This is a genomic window from Sporosarcina sp. OR05, from assembly GCF_041414805.1.
In the GTDB taxonomy this organism is placed as follows: Bacteria; Bacillota; Bacilli; order Bacillales_A; family Planococcaceae; genus Sporosarcina; species Sporosarcina saromensis.
In genome coordinates, this window is the sequence record NZ_JANKJL010000001.1 from 536,589 (window position 1) to 560,114 (window position 23,526).

Consider the following 23,526-nt stretch of genomic DNA (forward strand, 5'->3'; position numbering starts at 1 on the left):
AATTCAAATTGTAATGGGAGGAACATAATATGTCTAAAAAAGTATTTGTACTCGGTGAAGCTCGTGAAGGAGCATTGCGTAACGTTTCGTTTGAAGCAATCGCAGCAGCTAAGACAGTTGCTGGTGGAGGCGAAATCGTCGGCTTGCTTTTTGGTGATTCGGTTCAATCATTAGGGGAAGAAATGATTAAGTTTGGTGCAGACCGCGTCATTACGGTTGAACACCCACATTTAAAACATTATACGTCTGACGGCTTCGGCCAAGCGTTCATGGCAGCGTATGAACAGGAGCAGCCTGATGCAATTGTCTTTGGTCATACTGCCTTAGGGAAAGACTTGTCTCCGAAAATTGCTAGTAAACTAGCAGTAGGATTAGTGTCAGATGTTACCGCGATTGAAGGCGATGGGGATGACGCAGTATTCGTCCGTCCGATTTATTCAGGAAAAGCATTTGAAAAGGTGAAAAACAAAGAAGGATTGTTATTCATTTCCGTGCGACCGAACAATATTGCGCCGCTTGAAAAGGATGACAGCCGCACCGGTGAAGTGGCATCATTATCTGTCGACATTACAAACCTACGCTCCATTATTAGTGAAGTTGTCCGTAAATCGACAGAAGGTGTTGATTTATCTGAAGCGAAAGTGGTCGTGGCAGGTGGACGTGGCGTGAAAAGTGCAGACGGATTTGCGCCTTTAGAAGAGTTAGCGAAACTATTAGGTGGAGCGGTAGGTGCTTCTCGTGGCGCTTGTGACGCTGACTATTGTGACTATTCTTTGCAAATTGGCCAAACAGGTAAAGTTGTCACGCCGGATCTCTATATTGCTGCAGGTATTTCAGGCGCAATCCAACATATGGCAGGTATGTCAAACTCCAAAGTGATTGTTGCGATTAATAAAGATTCTGAAGCAAACATTTTTAAAGTCGCGGATTACGGAATCGTCGGTGATCTCTTCGAAGTCATCCCGATGATGATTGAAGAAATCAAGAAAATCAAGACGAACTGATTGTGTGACTTGTAAAATTGGAAATAACTGTAGACACCAAAAGTGTGGTGTCTGCAGTTTTTATATGAACCAATAGACATAAGTAGTGGTTTTAAAAACCGTAAAACGGGCAAACCAAGAATGTAAGCATAAACTTCGCCCGCCTTAAACCGGCATGCTATAATTCAACCATAGTTGGATTTACTAAAAGGAGGAAGAAATTACATGGCAGTACTTCATGCGACAGATCAAGATTTTAAAGAGCAAACTAAAGAGGGCCTTGTGCTCGTTGACTTTTGGGCAACTTGGTGTGGACCTTGTAAAATGATCGCTCCGGTTCTTGAAGAACTTGACGCGGATCTAGCAGGCAAAGCGAAAATTGTAAAAGTGGACGTGGATGAAAACCAAGCAACTGCTGGTGAGTATGGCATTATGTCAATCCCTACACTTGTGCTTTTCAAGGATGGCGAGATTGTTGACAAAGTTGTCGGTTTCCAACCGAAAGAGCAACTTGCTGAATTGATTGAAAAACACGCGTAAGCATTACGTAAAACCGGGCCTTCAGGAGGACCCGGTTTTTTGGTAGGTGAAGAAGATGAATGAAATAATTGAGCACAAACTAAGCTTATTGCCAGACCTTCCAGGATGTTACTTAATGAAAGACCGACAAGGAACAATTATCTATGTCGGTAAGGCAAAAATCCTGAAAAATCGGGTGAGAAGCTATTTCACAGGTTCCCACGATGCGAAAACGCAACGTCTTGTTGGTGAAATTGAGAATTTCGAATATATCGTTACAAGTTCTGATATTGAAGCACTCATATTGGAATTGAATTTAATTAAACAATACGACCCGAAATATAACATCATGCTGAAAGATGATAAAACGTATCCGTACTTGAAAATTACAGCGGAACGTCATCCCAAATTGATTGTCACGCGGCAATTAAAAAAAGACAAAGGGAAGTATTTTGGTCCATATCCGAACGCTACTGCTGCACATGAAACGAAGAAATTATTAGATCGGCTTTATCCTTATCGTAAATGCCATAAACTTCCTGATCGCGTATGCCTATACTTTCACCTCGGACAATGTCTTGCGCCGTGTGTAAAAGATATACCACACGAAACCTATAAAGAAATGGTTGATGATATTAGCAGGTTTTTAAACGGTGGGTACAAGACCGTTAAAAAGGAACTGACGGAGAAAATGTCTGCGGCAGCTGAAAACCTGGAATTTGAACGCGCAAAGGAATACCGTGATCAAATAGCGAATATCGAGGCGGTTATGGAGAAGCAGACGATGATGATGAACGACTTCACGGATCGGGACGTTTTTGGTTATGCAGTTGACAAAGGTTGGATGTGTGTCCAAGTATTTTTTGTGCGTCAAGGGAAACTAATTGAACGGGATGTATCCCTTTTTCCTTTGTACCAAGATCCAGAGGAAGAGATGTTAACATTCATCGGACAATTTTACGGGAAGTCCGGGCACCTTTTGCCAAAAGAAATTTTACTTCCTGAAGGGGTTAATCACGAATTGGTCCAACAGTTGTTAAAAGTGAATGTATTAATCCCGCAACGAGGAAAGAAAAAAGATTTACTGAAGCTGTCGATGAAAAATGCTGAAATTTCCTTGCGAGAAAAGTTTCAACTTATCGAAAAGCAGGAACAGCGAACGATTGGAGCTTGCGAAGACTTAGGAATTGCAATGAATATCGCAACACCCTTGCGCATTGAGGCGTTCGATAATTCGCATACAGGTGGAGTTGATCCGGTTTCTGCTATGGTTTCGTTTGTTGACGGAAAACCGAATCGGAAAGACTATCGAAAATATAAAACAAAGACAGCTGCTGCGCACGACGATTATGGAGCAATGCGAGAAGTAATTCGAAGACGCTATACACGTGTCTTGAAAGAAGACTTGCCACTGCCTGATCTCATCATTATTGACGGGGGGAAAGGACAGATGGAGATTGCACGTGAAGTCATTGAAGATGAGTTAGGTTTATCCATCCCGATAGCAGGCTTGGCAAAAGACGATAAACACCAAACGGCTCAATTATTGTATGGATGTCCGATTGAGGTAGTACCTTTGAAACGGACGAGTGAAGCGTTTTATTTGCTTCAACGAATTCAGGACGAAGTGCACCGATTTGTCATAACGTTCCACCGTCAAAGAAGGGATAGCCAGTCAATGATGTCGGCGTTGGATGGATTGCCAGGAGTTGGACCAAAACGGAAAAAACAATTGTTGCAACATTTTGGGTCAATGAAAAAGATAAAAGAGGCATCCACGGAACAGCTGAAGGAAGCAGGTTTGCCAATAAAAGTAGCGGAATCCGTTCATTTGTACTTTACAAAAGAGAAATGATGGGTTCAATAAGTAGCTAGAACCCATTCATTGTCTATTTTTTACACGGTTGTTTTCGTGTCCCACTTTACAATAAAATGGATTTGTTTTTTTTTCACTTGTTTTTCAGCGTAGCACTCTGCTAAATAGCCGTTAAGCTTTTGGAATTGCTCGGCAAGGAATCCTGCCTCTAGCTGATACGATCTTTTTTCCAGGACCGTGAGATCGGGTTGTTGTAAAATTAGCCAGGCTTCATCTTTAGGCTGTTTATTCGAAGAAAAGGTTAGTTGCCCCCAACCTGCTTCCGAAAAAAATGCAGGGAGTTCATCGGTTGAGAACATGGGAAATTTCCGTGCAATGTCTTTTCCTGCCCAATAAAGGATTTCATTCTCGTGTTTACCTAATATTGTTGGAAGTACATGATCTCTAATTATTTCATAACCGAGACGAGTCGGTTGTTCAGTCGTGTCATTGTTCAAGGGATATGCAGTCCTTTCAAGCGGATTCTGAATCGTAAAGGAACTTTTCGTTGTCGACAAGAAAAGTTCACATGTCCTTGACCTCCTTAAATGTGAGGAGTACAATGAACATGTTATAATATTGTACCATGAAGGGGCATGCCGTCAACGTTCTCAAAAGTATATAATTAGGTAACGTTCGATTGGCGTATCCCATTAATAAGGGAGGGTAAAGACTTGTCGAGAGAATCAGATTTTTACTTGCGCCGACTGCATTCATTGCTCGGAATTATTCCGGTTGGGTTGTTCCTGACTCAACACTTGGTCATTAACCATTTTGCAACTCGCGGTGAAGAGGCATTCAATAACGCATCCAACTTTATGGGCAACTTGCCATTCGTGCTTTTCTTGGAATGGTTTGTCATCTATATTCCACTCATGTTTCATGCGTTTTATGGTGTGTACATAGCTTTCACTGCGAAAAACAATGTTCAGCGCTACGGAACTTTCCGCAACTGGATGTTCCTGCTACAACGTATCACAGGTGTTTTTCTTGTGATCTTCATCGCTTGGCATATTTGGGAAACAAGAATCCAAAAAGCTTTGGGTGCTGAAGTGAACTTTGACATGATGGCTGAAATTTTATCTAGTCCATTCATGCTCGTGTTTTACATTGCAGGTGTTATTGCAGCAACTTTCCACTTGGCAAACGGCCTTTGGTCATTTGCAGTTACTTGGGGGATTGCACAATCACCAAACTCACAAAAAATTGTTTCATACATTACAATACTAGCTTTCTTAGTACTATCAGTAATAGGCATTCAAGCGCTATTTGCATTTGTCTAATTGATCGTAGATAAATTACAGAACATGTAAAAATTGAGGAGTGAAACAATAATGGCAAAAGGCAGATTGATTGTCGTAGGTGGCGGACTCGCCGGCTTAATGGCAACTATCAAAGCTGCGGAAGAAGGGGTCGCAGTTGACCTGTTCTCGCTCGTTCCGGTTAAACGCTCCCACTCCGTTTGTGCACAAGGTGGCATTAACGGTGCAGTGAATACGAAAGGTGAAGGCGATTCACCAGCCATCCACTTTGATGACACTGTATATGGAGGAGACTTCCTTGCGAACCAGCCTCCTGTAAAAGCAATGGCAGAAGCGGCACCTGGAATTATCCGACTCATGGACCGTATGGGTGTAACGTTCAACCGTACACCAGAAGGTCTTCTCGATTTCCGCCGATTTGGTGGAACATTGCATCACCGTACAGCGTTTGCGGGTGCAACGACAGGTCAACAACTTCTTTATGCATTGGACGAGCAAGTCCGTCGTCATGAAGTGGCCGGGCTCGTTCAGAAATACGAAAACTGGGAATTCCTAGGAATTATTATGGATGATGAAGGAATTTGCCGTGGTATTAAAGCGCAAGATATGAAAACGATGGAAATCAAAGCTTTCCCAGCGGATGCAGTCATTATGGCAACTGGTGGCCCGGGAATTATCTTTGGTAAATCAACAAACTCAGTTATCAACACGGGTTCTGCTGCCTCAATCGTTTATCAGCAAGGTGCTAAGTATGCAAACGGTGAGTTCATCCAAATCCACCCGACTGCTATTCCAGGAGATGACAAACTTCGTCTCATGAGTGAATCAGCACGTGGTGAAGGTGGACGAATCTGGACATACAAAGACGGTAAACCATGGTATTTCCTAGAGGAAAAATATCCGGATTACGGTAACCTCGTTCCACGTGACATCGCAACACGTGAGATTTTTGATGTGTGTGTCAATCAAAAGCTCGGTGTAAACGGTGAAAACATGGTGTATTTGGACCTTTCTCATAAAGATCCAAAAGAACTTGATATTAAACTTGGTGGAATCATTGAGATTTACGAGAAGTTTACTGGAGACGATCCACGTAAATTACCAATGAAAATCTTCCCAGCTGTTCACTATTCAATGGGCGGGCTGTGGGTGGACTATGAACAACAAACGAATATTCCTGGTCTATTTGCTGCTGGTGAATGTGATTACTCACAACATGGTGCAAACCGTCTTGGAGCGAACTCACTTCTATCCGCTATCTATGGTGGTATGATTGCAGGTCCGGAAGCAGTTAAGTATATGCGCGGCGTGAAACGCACTGCGGATGAATTACCTTCTTCGATTTTCGATGCAGCCATCAAAGATGAGCAACAGAAGTGGGATGCAACATTGAAGATGGATGGAACAGAAAATGCGTACATGCTTCATAGAGAACTCGGTGAAATCATGACAGACAATGTAACGGTTGTTCGTTACAACGATAAATTACAAGCGACTGATGATAAAATTCAAGAGCTCTTGGAACGTTATGAAAACATCAACATTACTGATACGCAACAATGGTCGAACCAAGGTGCTACATTCACACGCCAATTAAAGAACATGCTTTACTTGGCACGCGTAATCACGTTAGGTGCGCTTAACCGTAATGAAAGCCGTGGAGCACATTACAAGCCAGACTTCCCGAACCGTGATGACGAAAACTTCTTGAAAACGACAATTGCAGAGTTCGATGGTAAATCTGCACCGATCCTTTCTTATGAAGAAGTGGATGTATCCTTAATTCCGCCACGTAAACGTGACTATTCTGCGAAGAAAGGAGATTGACAGAAGTGAGTGAGCAAACAACAGCTGTGCAAGAACAACCGACTGCAACGAAGACTGTGAAGTTTGAAATACAACGTCAAGATACGCCGGAATCTACACCTTATATGGAAAGCTTTGAGATCCCGTATCGTCCGAATATGAACGTGATTTCAGCGCTTATGGAAATTCGTCGTAATCCGGTTAATGCAAAAGGTGAAAAAACGACGCCTGTTAACTGGGACATGAACTGTCTAGAAGAAGTTTGTGGTGCGTGCTCGATGGTCATCAATGGACGCCCTCGTCAATCATGTACAGCATTGGTCGATCATTTGACACAACCAATCCGTCTTGAACCGATGAGAACGTTCCCGGTTGTACGAGACTTAGTCGTAGACCGTGACTTCATGTTCGATTCCTTGAAGCGTGTAAAAGCATGGATTCCGATTGACGGTACGTATGATCTTGGTGAAGGTCCACGTATGCCTGAGCGGAAACGCCAATGGACATATGAATTATCGAAATGTATGACGTGCGGCGTTTGCTTGGAAGCATGTCCGAACGTGAACGACAAAACGAATTTCATTGGTCCAGCATTGCTTTCACAAGTTCGTCTCTTCAACGCACACCCAACAGGTGCGATGAACAAAGACGAACGTCTAGCGACAATAATGGCAGACGGTGGAATCGGAGAGTGTGGTAACTCTCAAAACTGTGTAGTGGCATGTCCGAAAGGAATTCCATTGACAACATCTATTGCGGCATTAAACCGTGATACAACTGTACAAATGTTCAAGAACTTCTTTGGAAGCGATCATATGGTTGATTAATTCAACTTCCAACAACCCTTTACGTATCACTGATACGCGAAGGGTTGTTTTTTGTTTGCTGTTCTTCTTTGTTCGAGTATAATAAAAGAATGAATGTTCATTCATTTCAGCCTGTTGACAAACGCTCGCATCCGTTGTTGCTCGTCTTGCTCGTCCGCTCATGAACTTTTGTTCTATTCGCGTCTTCGCTCGACTTCGCGCCTAGGCTGACAAGCGTTTTCAATCAGGCTGAAAAAATTACTATGTATTATTTACTTCGATAATCAAGGGGGAGCAGTACATGAGGATTGCATATATTGAGGATATGGAGAAATGGATTCAATCATTTACGTTTTCAGTACCTGTTTCAGTACGTTTTTCTGAAACGGATATGTATGGTCATCTGAACAACACAGTCACTTTCACTTATTTCGAGTACGCTAGGATCGAATTTTTAAAAACGATTGGTCATATGGAAGAGTGGCTTGATCCAAAAGGTGCAGCAATTCCTGTTGTGGCAGATCTACAATGTGACTATATGAAACAAGTATTTTTTGATGAACAATTGTCGATTTTTGTGAAAGCTGCTGCTATCGGAAACAGCTCTGTCGATCTCCATTATATGGCGAAGAACGCAAAAAATGAGGTTGTTTTTACAGGGAGAGGCTCGATCGTCCAAATCGATAAATTCACGGGGAAAGCATTGCCTTGGAAAGAATATCAAAAATCTGCGTTTTCTCTCTAAAATGATGAACGAGCCGGCACAGCCTAGACCGTCCTCACATATTGTAAAGTGAACGTGGATAGGAGGGGGCGCGTCTTGACAGGAGAAATGAAAAATCGTTCTTTGCTTACAGCTAGAGAACGGGAAATCTTCGATCTATTAGTAAACGATCATACGACGAAAGAAATCGCAGGGCGGCTCGGCATTAGCGAAAAAACCGTCAGGAACCATATTTCGAATACAATTCAGAAATTAGGGGTTTCTGGAAGGGCTCAAGCAATTGTCGAATTACTGCGATTAGGGGAGTTGAAATTAAACTAGATTACATGGATAGTAGCATTCGCAAATGCACGAAGAAGTGATAAGTAAACACGCTTATCATCCCTGGAAAAAATATATACATGACAATCATGTAAAAAAAGTTGCGTTATGTGTCGAAAAAGGTGACAATAAGTAGACAGTATTCGTTTTCAGGGAGCTGGTATTCGTGACAACTAACAATGAGCATAATCGAGATAGTTTGGATAACATTGCACAGATGGAAAAAGAACTGCGGTATATATCCGGAATTATTAAGCAACAAGGTCGTAAAATATTAAGCAATTATTCAATTACTCCTCCACAATTCGTCGCTTTGCAATGGTTATTCGAGCATGGTGATATGACGATTGGTGATTTATCCAATAGAATGTATTTAGCTTTCAGTACAACTACTGATCTTGTAGACCGTATGGAAAACAACAAGCTCGTAAAACGTGTGCGTGACGAACAAGACCGTCGGGTTGTGCGTATACATCTATTGGATGAAGGCGAAAGAATCATTGAAGAAGTAATTGATAAACGTCGTAAATACTTAGGCACTGTCCTCGACGATTTTTCGGAAGAGGAAATTACACAGTTCCTGCAGTTGATGACGAGATTGCATGAAGAGATGAGCAAGGATTGAAGGCCACAAAACAAGCACCGATCGGCGTCATCGATTCAGGTGTGGGCGGGTTGACCGTCGTAAAAGAAATGCTTAACCAATTACCGGCAGAACGAATCATCTACATCGGCGATGATGCAAGATGTCCTTATGGGCCACGTTCAGTCGAAGAAGTGAAACAATTCACGTTAGAAATGGCGTATGCATTGTCAAAAATGGGTATAAAAATGTTGGTAGTTGCTTGCAATACAGCGACCGCAGTAGCACTGGATGATTTGCGCAACCAATTTGCGTTTCCTGTAGTAGGAGTCATTGAACCCGGTGCAAGAGCTGCAGTACGCGTCTCGACTACAGGGAGAATCGTAGTGTTGGGAACGGTAGGAACGGTGAAAAGTGGAGCGTATGAACATGCCATTACGGCAATTTCAAATGCTACCCAAACATACCAGCTTGCCTGTCCGGATTTCGTACCTCTCGTAGAAAGTGGACAGTATAAAAGCTTGGATATTCGTCCGATTATGGAGAAATCGTTAAATCCACTCGTTCATATCGATTTTGATACGGCGATTTTAGGCTGCACGCACTATCCCCTTTTGCATGACCACATCCAAGCACAATTGCCCAAAGGAGTCGCCATTGTCTCATCTGCGAACGAAACGGTTCAGGATGTACGTAACACATTGGATCATTTCGGGTTGTTGAATGAACAAAATACAGGGATTGCACCCTTATTTTATACAACAGGCTCATTGGAAGGCTTTTCATCCATTGCGATGGATTGGCTAGAATTGCAAAATCCAGATGTTCGACATATTATTCTCTAGACCGGATACCAATTCAGGTGTCCGGTTTTTTGCTTTGATGAAAATGGTTATGATAAGATGAATGCTGAACTTGAAATGTGGAGGTAGCCGACATGAGACATGATGGAAGAACTGCTGATAGAGGAAGAGATGTAACAATTGAAACGGATTATTTGCTTCATCCCGAAGGCTCAGTGCTCATTTCTGTTGGAAATACGAAGGTGATTTGTACGGCGTCCATTGAAGAGCGAGTGCCTCCTTTTCTTAGAGGAAGTGGACAAGGATGGGTGACGGCGGAATACTCAATGCTTCCACGGGCGACAGGGCAGCGTACGCAGCGTGAATCTTCCCGAGGGAAAGTAGGTGGAAGGACAATGGAGATCCAACGTCTAATTGGCCGTGCGATGCGTGCAGTCGTTGACTTGGAAGCACTCGGGGAGCGAACAGTTTGGATTGACTGTGATGTCATACAAGCAGATGGCGGAACGAGAACGGCTTCGATTACAGGTGCCTTTGTGGCAATGAGCATGGCAGTCGCTAAGTTAGTGAGTGAAAAGGAACTGAAAAAGTTCCCAATCCGTGATTACTTAGCTGCCGTCAGTGTTGGGAAGACAGAGGAAGGCATGCTTATCCTAGACCTTGATTATGTGGAGGATTCTGCAGCTGCAGTCGATATGAATATCGTTATGACAGGCGCGGGTGAATTTGTTGAATTGCAAGGGACTGGTGAGGAAGCGACGTTTACTAGGCAAGAAATGAACGCGCTCGTTGAATTGGCTGAAGTAGGCATTCAACGTCTAATCGAAATTCAACAAGACGCTTTAGGTTCCATTCATGAGCAGATTAAACAAAAGGAAAGTGATGAAGCATGAAAAAAGTATTGATTGCCACGAACAATAAAGGCAAAGCAAAAGACTTTGAGGTGTTATTTGAGCCGTATGGCATCCAAGTAATGACTTTGAATGACTTAGAACAAGACATAGACGTGGAAGAAACGGGCACGACATTTGAGGAAAATGCGGTGTTGAAAGCGGAAGAAGTAGCGAAACAATTAGGCATCATGGTCATTTCCGATGATAGTGGCTTGGAAATCGATGCACTAAATGGTGCGCCTGGCGTCTATTCTGCTCGTTATGCCGGTCCAGCGAAGAACGATGATGCGAATATCGACAAAGTGCTAGAAGAGCTTCAAGAGGTGCCTGAAGACGAACGGACAGCACGGTTCCGTTGCGTACTCGCCATAGCAGGCCCAAATCAAGAGACAAAGACATTCTCGGGTAGTTGTGAAGGTTTCATTTTGAATGAAAGACGGGGAACAAACGGATTCGGATATGACCCGATCTTTTATACACCTGCGAAGCAACGTGCGATGGCTGAATTGACACCTGCTGAAAAAGGGGAAATTTCTCATCGTGGTGCAGCGCTCGCTCAACTGAAAGAACAACTCCCTACACTCATGGCATCATTCGGTGAAGTACAATGAAGATTATTGTAATGAGTGATTCTCACGGTGATGTGGAGACGGTGAAAACCGTTTCCACTCTGCCGGCGGATGCAATTTTTCATTGTGGCGACAGTGAACTGTCACTTGACGATCCGCTTTTGCATAACATACATGTGGTAAGAGGGAATTGTGACCGAGACGGCCGGTTTCCTGAATCACTCCTCGTCCAAGTAGGCGACAAACGAATTTTCGTCGTACACGGACATGAACATGATTGTAAACGGTCGATGCTCCCCTTGTATTACGAGGCGCTGGAACAACAGGCAGACATTGTTTTATTCGGGCATTCTCACTTGTACGGTGCTGAAATGAAAGAGGGGATCTTATTTGTCAATCCAGGGAGCACTTTGTTGCCGAGAGGTGGCAATGAACCATCGTTTGTGGAAATCGAGTGGGACCACGAAGTCGAGGATCTTGCTTACGAGGGAATTTCAAGTGACGTTAACACGTTAGAAAACGAGAAAAAGTTGCGCATAACCATTAAAAATCTTCAGCTTGAAACAATTCATTCCGTTGAAATGAAAAATTATACAAGAAAGCGTTGACTTTTTTCGAAATCCTGCCTATAATAATATTTGTCCTTTGCGAAAAGTAATCGCAAATTGAACATGTCTCAGTAGCTCAGCAGGATAGAGCAACAGCCTTCTAAGCTGTGGGTCGGGGGTTCGAATCCCTCCTGGGACGTTTTTTATCGAAACATGCTTATAAAAGAGTATGAACGTAAACGTTTGAAACCTTGTCGCATCAAGGCTTCAGGCGTTTTTTGTTTGTATTGAGAGTCCGACTGAATATGATTTAATTTGATTTGAAATTTTGGTATACAAAGTATACGTTAACTCGCATAGATTTTTATGGCGATTTCTTCATCGCGTTTTTCCGTCTCTTTTAATATATGTGCATAGTGATCTAGAGTGGTTTGAATATCTGCATGCCCAAGTCTATTGGAAACTGAATGTATAATTGCACCTTTATACAACAAAACACTACCGCAATGGACTATAACGATGTATTGGCTCGTTTGAATAATAAGCGATTCAACTACTTGGCCATTCCACAAATCGAAGCAGCAGACGCAACTATCATAGCTACATGGATCAAGATTAAACGTTAAGAAAGCCTGGTTAGAATAGGAGGTTGTAATATGAATTACTTAGAGTATGAAAGATTTTCAAAACAAGTTGTTGAAATTCATGAAACTGAACCAATCCTGGCTCCGGGTTATGGTTTTGCTACATCTGCAGAATTTCTACCTGTTGATGAGTTTGAATGGACAATCTGGGTCAACGATGTTGATGAAAATAAAAACCTAACTAGTCATTCAGCGATTAGGAATAATCCGAACGCCAAACGTTTACTACGTGAGAATGAACAATTGAAACACGAAAATCAATTACTAAAAGCACAAAACAATGCATTATCCGAAAGAGCGAGTTTCATCGAGGACGTCGTGGCCGAAATGGCGACACAGGTCTATCAATGATTACCCGCTTTTTGTTTTGGCTTTTATTGAGAGTGGAAGGGTGTGATATTATGATGGCGATGTTTTTTGCCCAACGTGTGATTCTTGGAAAGGCTGCTTATAGCGAAGTTCCTACTTCTCTGCAACCAGGAGTAAAAGAGATTCTTATTGATAGTGGAGTTGGTTATTTGGTTGATGGCGAGTAAGAATGATTTCCATCCCCTTTTGTCGTAATATAGATGAAAGGGGATGAAATACATTGAAAAATGAAGATAATTCAAGAACATATTTTAAAATGCATAAAAATCCAACTACTAGTTTGAAAACTAAAGAAGATTATTTGAGATGGTCGGAAAATTGTCTGAAAGAAGCTAATGCATATCATGAAGTCTCATTTCGATGTAAAGATATGATGCTTAGCCAACACGGAAATGCTGTTTTTACAAATATTTCATTTGCATGTGAACTGTATTTGAAACACTTACTTTTAGCGCATAATATTGATTGTAGAAGAGAGCATAATCTATATAAGTTGTTTAAGAAATTACCTGAGGAAACGCAAGAACACCTGAAGAATAAACATCCTTGCGGAAATATTCTGATAGAAAATTTTGAACTTGAACTTGACGATGTTGGCCAAGCATTTATGATTTTCCGTTACATGTATGAGCGCGGGAATATGGCGTCTAACATTCAGTTTTTGATTGAATTATTATTTACGCTTCATAACGTCGCTAATAATAATGTAAAACGGTAAGAGATTTTACATCACATTTGGAGCATAATGTGTCGTAAAGCAATTTAGGAAAGCACAAAAATGACTCTCTCATTCTTGTGTTGTAAGCTTATTGCTAGAATGAAAGGGGACCTAACATGAAAATGACTCTGCGGGATATAACCGAATATAGAAGAAATGAAAAATGCTACTTAATTGAACATGATGATGGAGACTACTTCGTAGTATATGGATCTAAATATCGAGAGGTTATTGGTGGTGAACTGTGGGATCTAATTACGGCTTTCGTAAATGAAAAAATAAATTGGAAGCAAGTTTCCAATAGGCTGATATTCAATCGAGATGACGAGTTTAGGGAAGGTCACAAACATAAATGGAGCCATTTCGATAACGAATCTAAGAATAAAGTGCTGGATGTCCAAAAACTATACATCGATGGTGAGAAGCGAGAACTTGATTCAATTATTAACAAGGATTTTAAGTTCTGGGATTAGACTAGTAGCGGAGAGCTTTTGCTAACAAGCAGGACTTCCTCTCCCCTCTGTCGAACGTTAAAGAATGAGGGGAGGGGATAGGCTTGGTTTTTGGAAGAGAACATTTGTCACAATACAATCATGCTAAATCACCATGGTTTCAAGTAGCTATTAATGGTAAAGTCGATATAGGCATTGAAATTGGTAATGAGCAAAAGGTTGGTTTAAGTAGTGAAGGAATGTTTACGTTGGTCAATGAATGGCTAGACAGTAGCCACAGTTTAACTAAGGCTCAGAAAGCTATTCTATTAGAAAAGTTGGAAAAATGAGAACGTCCACACGGGCGTTCTTTTTAAATTGAAAAACGGAGGTGCACGATGAATATTGAAATCGGAGTGATCGGCGCATTATTCGGTTTCCTAATTAGCTATTTCAGCTTTCTGAGAAGTCGAGACAAAGATGTGAAGAAAGAAGCCACGGAGAAAGTTGTAACTAATACCAAGCTAGATCACATTGGAGCGGGGGTTAATTCAATCCAAGTCAAGATGGAAGTTAAAGATGAACGGATGACGGCATTAACGGAAAAAGTTATACGAATAGATGAGAGTGCAAAATCTGCACATAAAAGAATCGATAAAATAGAAAGGGACGATGAAAAATGACAGAGGTATTATTCTTCGCAACAATCTTAGCACTAGTGGAATTAATTAAGCGCACATCCGAAGTGAATAAAAGATTTCTTCCGCTCATTGCAATGGCCTAACAAAACGAAGTCCAATACTGCCCGAATTCCATACAGTAAATGAAGCGGTTGCATGGGAGTAAGGTTATGGCTCTTACCCGGGGAGGTCTTACAGGGGTTCCCGACAAGAGGGATGGAATATCCCACAGGAGCAAACCGGTCAGTGATGTCAGGTTGAACTGTAAGAAGTCAGCAGAAGCCATAGTAGTCCATTAGGATGAAGGGCTGAACAATAACAATTCTGAAATTAAATGGAGGTAAAGACAGTGCAAAGACCACAGAAAACATCGTCAGATGGCTGGCGGCCAAGGGATAGGTTTAAAACTGAAGAGTATGCGGGAGCGTGCAGTCCTGTCTTTACAGAAATGGAACGACAGGATGGTATCGATTTGATTGATAAAGTAGTCGACATCAACAACCTCTTTAACGCATGTAAGAAAGTGAAGGCAAATAAAGGGGTGCCCGGTGTCGATGAAATGACAGTAGATGAGCTATTTGGACATGTAGCCAAATACCGAACCCAACTGATTCGGAAACTGAAAGACGGCTCGTACGAACCACTACCAGTAAAACGTGTTGAAATCCCAAAGTTAGATGGCTCAAAGCGGAAACTTGGCATACTGTGTGTACGGGACCGAATGGTTCAACAAGCCATCTATCAGGTGATTGGTAAAATCATTGCCCCTCATTTTTCAGAGGGGAGCTATGGTTTTCGTCCAAGACGGAACCAACATTAAGCTATTAAGCAATCCATCACGTATTATGAACAAGGTTACAAGCGTCGATACTTAAGTTATTGAACCGCCGTATACGAGAACCGTACGTACGGTGGTGTGAGAGGTCGGGAGTTAACTACTCCCTCCTACTCGATTTTTCTGACCGTATCTTTGGTTACAAAATACATTTATTCTTGAGAAATTGTTTGACCAATCTAAATAAATCGTGCTACTGTGTATATGAGTATAATCAGTATAACAGTTAAAAAGGAGTGCTAATATATGAATGAGTGGAAACAAGCATATCGGTTGGCAGCTTTTGAGATTACAGTTTCAATGAAGAAATTTTTGCTGATATTGGTTTTCAGTATAGCCATGGGCTTGATTTACATGCTGTCTTTCCAATCCTATCTGGAAGGTGAATTTGAATTTTTTGACGTATTGTTTCTGCTGATTTTCATGATGTTCCCAGCTTGGATGAAAAATAAGGAATTTCAGATGCGGAAAATGGATGGAGACTTATGGACATCGCCGTCGATAATTATGTTGCAGCACCTGCCTGTTCCCCAAAAAATCATCATCAAAAGCCGCTTCATCATTCATTCGTTCCATTCGTTCCCGTTCCAGTTGATCCTTCTCATCGCGATGCCGCTGATGTCAGTGAATTTCCGAGACACAATGTCGCCATTCGCGTATATCGCATTTGTGCTGATCTGGTTATCCTTATCGATTGCTGTCGGATTTACCATGGCAGCAAGTGAAGCAGGAGGAAATTACAAAACAAAAACTATCGTCCTATCATTTTTTTACCTGTTGATAGGCGTCAGTGCATTTTACTTCCTTTTCCCGATATTGTTGGATAAAGGCTTAATCGAATGGACTATGTCAATTGCCAAAGATTGGACGTTGCTGTCCATCATTTTCGCAGTGCTCTTAAGCATCGGGAGCTGGAAATACTGGCAGACCGAAATGCGAAAAACTATGAAGAAAACTGATTATCTGTGAGAGGAGGATCTGCTTTTGCTCCCAATACGTATATCAAAAGATTCTCGTGAACCCATTTACCACCAAATTGAAAAGCAGTTGAAGGCTTTGATTGCGGGAGGGCATTTAGCTGCCGGGACACCGCTTCCCTCAATCCGAGTGTTATCGAAAGACCTGGAAATCAGTGTCATAACAATACGGCGCACCTATCAGGATTTGGAAGCGCAGGGCTTTATCCAGACCGTCCATGGCAAAGGTACCTTTGTCGCGGAGATAAACAACAACACGAAACAGGAAGTGATGACCACTTCGGTTCAAGAGGAATTCGAACGGGCTATCCGAAATGCGATGGACTATGACTACACAGCAAATGAAATCAAAATAGTTTTTGAAGAAACTTTGAAGATGCTTGAGAAAGGGGAATGACAGATGCTCCCGTTGATAGAATTAAAAGAAGTTAGTAAACAGATAGATGACTTCCGGTTGGGGCCGATCAGCTTAGCGGTTGAACCGGGAACCATCACCGCATTTGTCGGCAATAACGGATCTGGCAAAAGTACATTGCTAAAGCTGATTATGAATCTTGCTAATTTAGATGGGGGAGAGATCCGGGTCAACGGTAAACGGGTAGATGGTAAAGACGAAAGCTGGAAAAAGGATATCACATTCCAGCCGCAAAGATCAGTCGGGTGGGACGCTTATACAGGAACCGATTTGAAAAAGCTGATTGCTCCATTATACACAAAATGGGATGAAGCGCTTTTTGAACGCATGATTGCACTTTTCAATGTTCCACTTGGTAAGCGTTTCGACAAGCTATCACCCGGAATGCAACAGAAGCTGAGCCTGTCTCTTTCATTACCTCGGAGTACGGATATCCTTATGCTTGATGAACCGACTGCATCACTAGATATCCCCTCGCAAAAATTGGTAATGGATTTGCTTGTTGATTGGATGGAGAAGGAGAATCGCGTTATTATTCTGACGACCCATCAGCCGGAAACTCTACGGAAGCTGGCGGACTATCTCTTGCTGCTTCAGAACGGGCAGGTAATCGGTCGGTACGAGAAAGACCTGCTTTTTACCGGCTTCCGCCGATATTGGCTCAAAGAAATGCCGACTTTGCCGGTGCCGGGGGAACTTTCACGTTCAGGTAAACAGCTCATATCGGAAAATCCCGATGCTACGGAACGGTATTTTATGGAGCGAGAAAGCGACATCATTGATGACAAAGCTTTGGAACTGGAAGAAGTTATTAGCCTATTACTGAAATGAAGATTTAAGAGAGGATGAAAGAAATGGAAACGATGCTAGTCGTAGAAGGATTGGGAAAATCATTTAAAGACAAGAAAATTGTCTCGAATATTTCTTTCGAAGTAAAAAAAGGGGAGATTATGGCGCTGCTCGGGCCGAACGGAGCAGGTAAATCGACGACGATTCGCAACATCATGGGCATTATGTATCCTGATGAAGGAGCAATCTCTTTCCAAAACAGCACGACTAGAGAAATCCCCCGCAATAAAATCGGCTATTTGCCAGAAGAGCGGGGTCTATACAAAAATGTCAAAGTAATGGATATCCTACTTTATCTTGCGGAACTCAAGGATTATCCACTGTATCGCGCCAAAGAACGTGCGCTGAAGTACTTGGAGAAATTTGGTTTGGAAGGCAAGGAAAAAGTATCAGTGGAGGAATTGTCAAAAGGCATGGGGCAGAAAGTCCAGTTTATCGCATCAATTCTCCATGAGCCGGAGTTGTTGATTCTGGATGAGCCTTTTTCAGGACTTGATCCGGTTAGCCAAGAACTATTTAAGGAGGAAATCCGTTCGCTGGCAAATAAAGGCACGGCGATTCTGCTGTCATCGCATCAGATGAATCTAGTAGAGGAAATGGCGGACCGACTGTTCTTAATCCATAGGGGAAGCAAAGTGATCTATGGAACCTTGAGTGATGTGAAAAAGGAATACGCCAACTTCAAATGCACAATCAACGGCAGTAACAGTCGAAGCCTGCTTGAAAGCCTGCCGGAAGTCGAACGGGTTGAGCAAAGTAGTGAAACGGCTGTGCTTTATCTCTCGAAACACGTTCAACCGGCGGTCTGGCTGAAAAATCTTCCAGAAGAACTTGACATCCAAGAACTGTCAATCGATAGGATTTCGCTCCATGAAATCTTCATAGACATCGCTACAGACAAGAATCTATTGAAGGAAGCGGGTGACCTGCATGCATAACACAAAGAAAGTCGCCAAATGGGAAATCAAACGCAATATGAAAAACAAGTCGTTCATCATCGGCATGTTTCTAACACCGATTATTTTTCTGGCATTTTTCTTGCTGCCCGATCTGTTCGGTTCGGATGATGAAGCGGCGACAACGACTGTCTATGTCAATGACCAGCTAGGTGTCTACGATCAGTTGGTAGTAGCCGCTTCGAAAACCGAATGGCTGATGAAACCGACAGACATCATAGAAAAGGATGCAACTGTAGCACTTGAAAGCTTAGGTGACGCAGCGTATATCTTTATCGATGAGCGGGCGGTTGAAACCGGTAATGTATCAGTGTACACAAACGAAGATACAAGTTCCGCATTCATGGATGAAGTTCAGCTTCTTGGCAATCCTTTGCAGATGGTGCAAATTGAACAGCTCGGTCTGACACCGGAGGAAGCGGCGGTTGTCGCACAAGGCATCGTCTTTGAAGACGTATCTGAGGAAACGAAAGAAAGTGGTCTGTTCAATGACCAGTTGCTGGAACGAGTGGTCCCAGGTGCATTCGCCGCTGTAGTGATGCTATCTATTGTTTTCACAGGCATGGCAATTTTTCAAAGCGCCTCCCAGGAGAAAAAAGATAAGATTGCCGAAATCATCCTGTCGTCCCTTACGCCAGCAGAACTGATGCAAGGCAAGATTATCGGCTATTTCGTCCTCGGCATCATTCAAGTAGTTGTCTTTATCGTCATAGCACTGCCCGTGCTCATCTGGAAAATCGATTTTCCGGTCATCGAGTATCTGTTTGTGCCGGAGTTGCTCTTGCTCTTGCTCATTTCGGTTCTCGGGTACTTGTTGTATGCGGCTTTATTTGTCGGAATCGGCGCAACAATGGCGGATATCTCGACTGCTGGAAACTTTCAAGGCATGGTTATGATGTTACCGTTCAGTCCATTCCTTTTCATCGGTCCAGTCTTTAGTGATCCAAGTGGATTCTGGGCGCAACTAGGAAGCTATATCCCATTTACATCACCTGGCGTTCTCATTATGCGCCTATCTCTTCTTGAAAAATATCCTTGGGTGGAAATCATTATCGCCATCTTAATACTTGCTGTCAGTGTCTGGATCTTCATGAAAGTTGCTGGCAAAATCTTTAAGATCGGTATACTGATGTACGGAAAAAACGCCACACCAGGAGAAATCTGGAAATGGATTCGGGCGTAACAAGATTTTAACGCATTACAAAGTATAAGCCGTCAATTAAATGTATTTAGATGATAAATGATGTAGAAACTGAACTCATTATGAAGAAAAAATGACCGTAAACGTTGATATCGTTTAAAGCGTGTTTAATGACGTGCTGAGTTCGTTTTTTTGATTCTCCCATGTCATTAAAGCGCATTTAATGAACGCGCCAGCACTCTAATTGAGTCTAACGTGACTTTATTCTATATGTCATCTAGATAAATGTTTGTACTTGGAAATTGAAAGGGGTAGGGGATGAAAAAGAAGCTTGCCATTGTTTCCTTGTTTGTGATAGGTGTGCTTGTTGATTCGCAGCCTATTTTTCATATGGAAATAACAAGGGATTCCAAATTTACCTATGCCTAGGACAGCTCATTTGCTAAATAATGAAGAAGGCATCTTACTTTATTGTTGGTCAAAAGCCTTTGAAGAGAATGGAATCCCGTTTAGCTATGAACTCATCATCAAATCTAAAGGCTGGAATAGTTTAGGGAGAGAAGGAGTGTTAACATCTTATAAAAAGATGGAAATCAAATAAATTTAATATCTCAGAATGGTCAATTTACTATAATTACAAGATAACTGATATATTCTCAATACTTATTTGACGACGAGGTTAGGGCAAAACAGAAAAAATGCAAGAAGGCTAATTCTGGCCGTCATGCATTTTTTCTATTTTTACAATGTTACCTTTTCATAATCATAAGTAGATTGGAGCGGAAAAAGACCTACTCCTCAAATGCTGGCTCAATTCCTTCACACGATGCTTCTTCGAGAAAGACTATTCATTGTCCAGAAGGATTTAGCGCGAATGTTGAGTCCCATAGGGAAAGCCGTCACGTAGAACGGCATGTGGGAGCCAATCGAAATCTTCGTTGATCGATTGGCTCGAGCGCGCCCCGCAGAAAGCGTGTCTTTTGGAGCGCAGAGGAATGGCTATTTAGAGTTTTGTCCCAGCCTTGTTTTGTTTATTACATGTACAAGGTTTCATAGAAAGAAAGGTTGGAATGTGAACGGTCTTCAAATTTGTTGCATATTAATCAATTCCTTATACATTAACAAGTATTAGTTGTATTAGTACGAGTAAATTTTTGTGATTTGAGAAGCTAGCTAAGAATTTGTAACAAAAAGAGTCATTGCGCGTCTGACTACTATAATACTATTTTAAAAACTAGGAGGAGTCTACTATGAGCAAAAGCCGCTTTTTTTATATAGCGATTGTATCTGTCACAACAATAATAAATGTGTTTGCCGTTTTATGCATTCTTTTTCCGTTCCTTGCTCAACAAGTACAAAATCTTTCTCCACTTGTTTACGTTTATATGTATCTTGATCATTTACAGTTCACGACGTTTGCATGTAGTGTCTTGCTGGCATTGCCTATAATTTATGTACTGTCAAGACGTTTCCGCCCGCATAAAGCGCAGTTAATTGTCATAGGTATTCAACTTGTATTGTTAACGTCGCTAGTAGTTATCGTGTATTTCAACCTGGATTATTTAAATGAAATAATGCTTCGACCGACATATGAATGATTATTGTTTTGTGTAGTCGGTTGTGCAGTCAATTACCGATGAGCTAAGTCATGAGATGAATTTTAGGTAAGTGCAGACTTTCTGCATATTTAGGGGGTAGAGGAGACAGGAACTCAATCATTTCATGAAAGGAGATCTACAGTATGAAAAGTTACGGAAGGTTTGCGATGATGATTGTGACATCCACAGTTATCATGTTTGGATTGATGTATTTGAACACATATGCACTCGACCATGTATTCTTCAGTGAAACACGACTGTATATGGCTTTGCTGATGGGAGCTACAATGGCAATGATTATGATGGCATTCATGTGGAAAATGTATGCGAATAAAAAGTTGAATGTTGGAATTTTAGGCGTAAGTGTAATCGTTTTTGCTTTGTCATTGTATTTAGTCCGCAGTCAGGCGACTATTGAAGATACATCTTGGATGAAAGCGATGATTCCGCATCATTCAATTGCCATTTTAACGAGCGAACGCGCAAAGTTATCAGATCCACGTGTGAAAGATTTAGCGGACAAAATTATTGAAGCGCAGAAGAAAGAAATTAAAGAAATGAAGGTATTAATTGAAGAGTTGGAGCAACGTGAATGAATTGTCTACTATCGTTAATTTAAATATGAGCAACAAAGGATAAAAAGACGTCAATGAAGGCGTCTTTTTGTTTTAATTATTTAGAATAAAAACACATTAGTATAGAACTAAAGAATACGGTAAATTTTTCCGATAGTAATATTGTATGCTAATAACAATTTTGTGTTTTAGGAGGAAAGTCATGTTAACGATGCAAACATTAAGTAAACAGTACATTAATGGCTCCTGGAGAGATGGAGGAAGTCGTAATAAGCTTGTAAATGTTGATCCATACTCGGGTGAAGAACTTGCAAGTATGAAGATCGGGACAATAGAGGATGTCGACCAAGCTTATAATGCGTCATTTCATAGTCAGAAAGAATGGGCGCACGTAAATGCCTATAAGAAGCGTACCATTTTAGAAAAGGCGGTCGCTTATATCGAACAGCACGAAGAGGAAATTACAGAGATAATTATTCAAGAATTAGGCGCAACTAGGCTTAAAGCGGCTTTTGAGATTGGACTAGTCAAGAACATGATTAAAGAGGCAGCTACGTTCCCGCTAAGAATGGAAGGGAAGATATTGCCTTCGACAGAAGATCATAAGGAAAATAGATTGTACCGTGTACCGGTTGGAGTTGTGGGTGTCATCAGTCCATTTAATTTTCCTTTTTTCCTATCCATGAAATCTGTTGCACCTGCTTTAGGTGCGGGGAATGGCGTTGTCCTTAAACCACATGAAGAAACACCTGTCACTGGTGGGACACTAATTGCTAAGATTTTTGAAGAGGCTGGATTGCCTTCTGGGCTATTAAATGTTGTCGTAACAGATATTAAAGAAATCGGTGATGCTTTCATTGAGCATCCGATACCTCGAATAATATCGTTTACTGGGTCGACTCAAATTGGACGACATATTGGTCAAGTTGCTATGAAAAATTTCAAAAAACCTTTGTTGGAATTAGGTGGAAATAGTGCATTCATCATTATGGCGGATGCAGATATTAATTATGCTGTAAATGCGGCCACTTTCAGCAGGTTCACGCATCAGGGACAAATTTGTATGTCTGCAAATCGGATTGTTGTCCATAAAGATGTATATGAGGAATTTATCAAGAAATATAAAGAAAAGGTTTCATCCCTAAAGGTCGGTGATCCGAAAGAGGCTGACACCATTATTGGACCAGTTGTAAATAAGCGACAGGCATCCACATTGAAGTCGTACATTGATAAAAGTATTGAAGAAGGGGCTTCTATTATATTAGATGGTTCAATTACTGGTAACTTGGTTGCGCCAACAATTATAGGAGATGTTACACCGGATATGACGGTAGCTCAGGAAGAGTTATTTGGACCAGTTGTGTGCGTCATGCAATTTGAAACGGAACAAGAAGCAGTTAACATTGCAAATGATACACGTTTCGGATTGAGTGGAGCGATCCATACGAGCAATCTTGAAAAAGGTGTTGAAATGGCTAAGAAAATTCATACGGGTATGATTCACATCAATGATGTAACGATAAATGACGAGCCGATTGTTGCGTTTGGAGGAGAAAACCAATCTGGAATAGGACGGCTAAATGGGCAATGGAGTTTGGATGAGTTTACTACAATGAAATGGATATCATTAAATTTTGGACAACGAACCTTTCCATATTGAAGTAGG

29 protein-coding genes and 1 tRNA gene are annotated in these 23,526 nt (G+C 41.6%); 29 read left to right on the plus strand and 1 reads right to left on the minus strand.

Annotated features, from left to right (window positions below; all coding sequences use genetic code 11):
- The first annotated feature begins 29 nt into the window (after positions 1–29).
- The 3 genes from NRI27_RS02455 (at position 30) to uvrC (ending at position 3,357) form a co-directional block, all read left to right on the plus strand.
- Positions 30–1,004: an electron transfer flavoprotein subunit alpha/FixB family protein gene (locus NRI27_RS02455; RefSeq protein ID WP_317942968.1), complete on the plus strand. Its 975-nt coding sequence runs from the start codon at positions 30–32 to the stop codon at positions 1,002–1,004.
- Positions 1,005–1,208: 204 nt separating this feature from the next.
- Entirely contained in the window at positions 1,209–1,523 is a 315-nt protein-coding gene (trxA, locus tag NRI27_RS02460; RefSeq protein ID WP_371389406.1) for a thioredoxin, read from the plus strand.
- Positions 1,524–1,578: 55 nt separating this feature from the next.
- Entirely contained in the window at positions 1,579–3,357 is a 1,779-nt protein-coding gene (gene uvrC, locus NRI27_RS02465) for an excinuclease ABC subunit UvrC (RefSeq protein WP_371389407.1), read from the plus strand.
- Between the two features lie 41 nt (positions 3,358–3,398).
- On the opposite strand, the gene NRI27_RS02470 is transcribed toward uvrC, so the two are convergent.
- A complete protein-coding gene (locus tag NRI27_RS02470) occupies positions 3,399–3,815 on the minus strand; it encodes a YslB family protein (RefSeq protein ID WP_371389668.1) in 417 nt (138 codons plus the stop codon).
- Positions 3,816–4,031: 216 nt separating this feature from the next.
- Here NRI27_RS02470 and NRI27_RS02475 point away from each other — a divergent pair, with 216 nt between their 5' ends.
- From NRI27_RS02475 to NRI27_RS02600, 26 genes are all read left to right on the plus strand, one after another.
- Complete coding sequence (locus NRI27_RS02475) at positions 4,032–4,640, plus strand: succinate dehydrogenase cytochrome b558 subunit (protein WP_317942973.1); 609 nt, start codon at positions 4,032–4,034, stop codon at positions 4,638–4,640.
- A gap of 51 nt (positions 4,641–4,691) precedes the next feature.
- Complete coding sequence (sdhA, locus tag NRI27_RS02480; RefSeq protein ID WP_317942975.1) at positions 4,692–6,446, plus strand: succinate dehydrogenase flavoprotein subunit; 1,755 nt, start codon at positions 4,692–4,694, stop codon at positions 6,444–6,446.
- Positions 6,443–7,252 (plus strand): succinate dehydrogenase iron-sulfur subunit, encoded by an 810-nt coding sequence (gene sdhB, locus NRI27_RS02485; RefSeq protein WP_317942977.1) that lies wholly within the window; start codon positions 6,443–6,445, stop codon positions 7,250–7,252. Before sdhA ends, sdhB begins: the two co-directional genes overlap by 4 nt.
- 280 nt (positions 7,253–7,532) lie before the next feature.
- Positions 7,533–7,976, plus strand: coding sequence for an acyl-CoA thioesterase (locus NRI27_RS02490; protein ID WP_317942978.1), 444 nt, complete (start codon positions 7,533–7,535; stop codon positions 7,974–7,976).
- Between the two features lie 87 nt (positions 7,977–8,063).
- On the plus strand, positions 8,064–8,276 hold the full coding sequence (locus NRI27_RS02495; RefSeq protein WP_371389669.1) for a helix-turn-helix domain-containing protein: 213 nt from the start codon (positions 8,064–8,066) through the stop codon (positions 8,274–8,276).
- 217 nt (positions 8,277–8,493) lie between these two features.
- Complete coding sequence (locus NRI27_RS02500) at positions 8,494–8,901, plus strand: MarR family winged helix-turn-helix transcriptional regulator (RefSeq protein WP_371389670.1); 408 nt, start codon at positions 8,494–8,496, stop codon at positions 8,899–8,901.
- Positions 8,898–9,704 (plus strand): glutamate racemase, encoded by an 807-nt coding sequence (gene racE, locus NRI27_RS02505; protein WP_371389408.1) that lies wholly within the window; start codon positions 8,898–8,900, stop codon positions 9,702–9,704. The genes NRI27_RS02500 and racE overlap by 4 nt, the downstream gene beginning before the upstream one ends.
- A gap of 92 nt (positions 9,705–9,796) precedes the next feature.
- Positions 9,797–10,555: a ribonuclease PH gene (gene rph / locus NRI27_RS02510; protein WP_371389409.1), complete on the plus strand. Its 759-nt coding sequence runs from the start codon at positions 9,797–9,799 to the stop codon at positions 10,553–10,555.
- Positions 10,552–11,166: an XTP/dITP diphosphatase gene (locus tag NRI27_RS02515; protein WP_371389410.1), complete on the plus strand. Its 615-nt coding sequence runs from the start codon at positions 10,552–10,554 to the stop codon at positions 11,164–11,166. The genes rph and NRI27_RS02515 overlap by 4 nt, the downstream gene beginning before the upstream one ends.
- Entirely contained in the window at positions 11,163–11,732 is a 570-nt protein-coding gene (locus tag NRI27_RS02520) for a metallophosphoesterase (protein WP_371389411.1), read from the plus strand. Before NRI27_RS02515 ends, NRI27_RS02520 begins: the two co-directional genes overlap by 4 nt.
- Positions 11,733–11,797: 65 nt before the next feature.
- A tRNA-Arg gene (locus NRI27_RS02525) sits at positions 11,798–11,871 on the plus strand.
- 457 nt (positions 11,872–12,328) lie between these two features.
- A complete protein-coding gene (locus tag NRI27_RS02530; RefSeq protein ID WP_371389412.1) occupies positions 12,329–12,667 on the plus strand; it encodes a hypothetical protein in 339 nt (112 codons plus the stop codon).
- 50 nt (positions 12,668–12,717) lie between these two features.
- Positions 12,718–12,852 carry a hypothetical protein gene (locus tag NRI27_RS02535; RefSeq protein ID WP_371389413.1) on the plus strand — a complete coding sequence of 45 codons (135 nt, stop codon included), beginning with the start codon at positions 12,718–12,720 and terminating at the stop codon, positions 12,850–12,852.
- Between the two features lie 53 nt (positions 12,853–12,905).
- The gene (locus tag NRI27_RS02540; RefSeq protein WP_371389414.1) at positions 12,906–13,403 is read left to right on the plus strand and encodes a HEPN domain-containing protein; all 498 of its coding nucleotides are present in this window, start codon (positions 12,906–12,908) and stop codon (positions 13,401–13,403) included.
- 116 nt (positions 13,404–13,519) lie between these two features.
- A complete protein-coding gene (locus NRI27_RS02545) occupies positions 13,520–13,876 on the plus strand; it encodes a hypothetical protein (RefSeq protein ID WP_371389415.1) in 357 nt (118 codons plus the stop codon).
- Positions 13,877–13,959: 83 nt separating this feature from the next.
- A complete protein-coding gene (locus NRI27_RS02550) occupies positions 13,960–14,184 on the plus strand; it encodes a hypothetical protein (RefSeq protein ID WP_371389416.1) in 225 nt (74 codons plus the stop codon).
- Positions 14,185–14,232: 48 nt separating this feature from the next.
- Entirely contained in the window at positions 14,233–14,517 is a 285-nt protein-coding gene (locus tag NRI27_RS02555) for a hypothetical protein (protein ID WP_371389417.1), read from the plus strand.
- 346 nt (positions 14,518–14,863) lie between these two features.
- Positions 14,864–15,334 (plus strand): hypothetical protein, encoded by a 471-nt coding sequence (locus NRI27_RS02560; protein ID WP_371389418.1) that lies wholly within the window; start codon positions 14,864–14,866, stop codon positions 15,332–15,334.
- 261 nt (positions 15,335–15,595) lie between these two features.
- Positions 15,596–16,318 (plus strand): hypothetical protein, encoded by a 723-nt coding sequence (locus NRI27_RS02565; RefSeq protein WP_371389419.1) that lies wholly within the window; start codon positions 15,596–15,598, stop codon positions 16,316–16,318.
- A 15-nt stretch (positions 16,319–16,333) separates the two neighbouring features.
- Positions 16,334–16,723 carry a GntR family transcriptional regulator gene (locus NRI27_RS02570; RefSeq protein ID WP_371389420.1) on the plus strand — a complete coding sequence of 130 codons (390 nt, stop codon included), beginning with the start codon at positions 16,334–16,336 and terminating at the stop codon, positions 16,721–16,723.
- Positions 16,724–16,726: 3 nt separating this feature from the next.
- Positions 16,727–17,572, plus strand: a complete 846-nt coding sequence (locus NRI27_RS02575; protein WP_371389421.1) for an ATP-binding cassette domain-containing protein — start codon at positions 16,727–16,729, stop codon at positions 17,570–17,572.
- A gap of 23 nt (positions 17,573–17,595) precedes the next feature.
- Positions 17,596–18,528, plus strand: coding sequence for an ABC transporter ATP-binding protein (locus NRI27_RS02580; protein ID WP_371389422.1), 933 nt, complete (start codon positions 17,596–17,598; stop codon positions 18,526–18,528).
- Complete coding sequence (locus NRI27_RS02585) at positions 18,521–19,729, plus strand: ABC transporter permease (RefSeq protein WP_371389423.1); 1,209 nt, start codon at positions 18,521–18,523, stop codon at positions 19,727–19,729. The genes NRI27_RS02580 and NRI27_RS02585 overlap by 8 nt, the downstream gene beginning before the upstream one ends.
- Before the next feature lie 1,208 nt (positions 19,730–20,937).
- Positions 20,938–21,285, plus strand: coding sequence for a hypothetical protein (locus NRI27_RS02590; protein WP_371389424.1), 348 nt, complete (start codon positions 20,938–20,940; stop codon positions 21,283–21,285).
- Positions 21,286–21,428: 143 nt separating this feature from the next.
- Positions 21,429–21,881 (plus strand): DUF305 domain-containing protein, encoded by a 453-nt coding sequence (locus tag NRI27_RS02595; RefSeq protein WP_371389425.1) that lies wholly within the window; start codon positions 21,429–21,431, stop codon positions 21,879–21,881.
- A gap of 181 nt (positions 21,882–22,062) precedes the next feature.
- Positions 22,063–23,520 carry an aldehyde dehydrogenase family protein gene (locus NRI27_RS02600; protein WP_371389426.1) on the plus strand — a complete coding sequence of 486 codons (1,458 nt, stop codon included), beginning with the start codon at positions 22,063–22,065 and terminating at the stop codon, positions 23,518–23,520.
- The last annotated feature ends 6 nt before the right edge of the window (positions 23,521–23,526 follow it).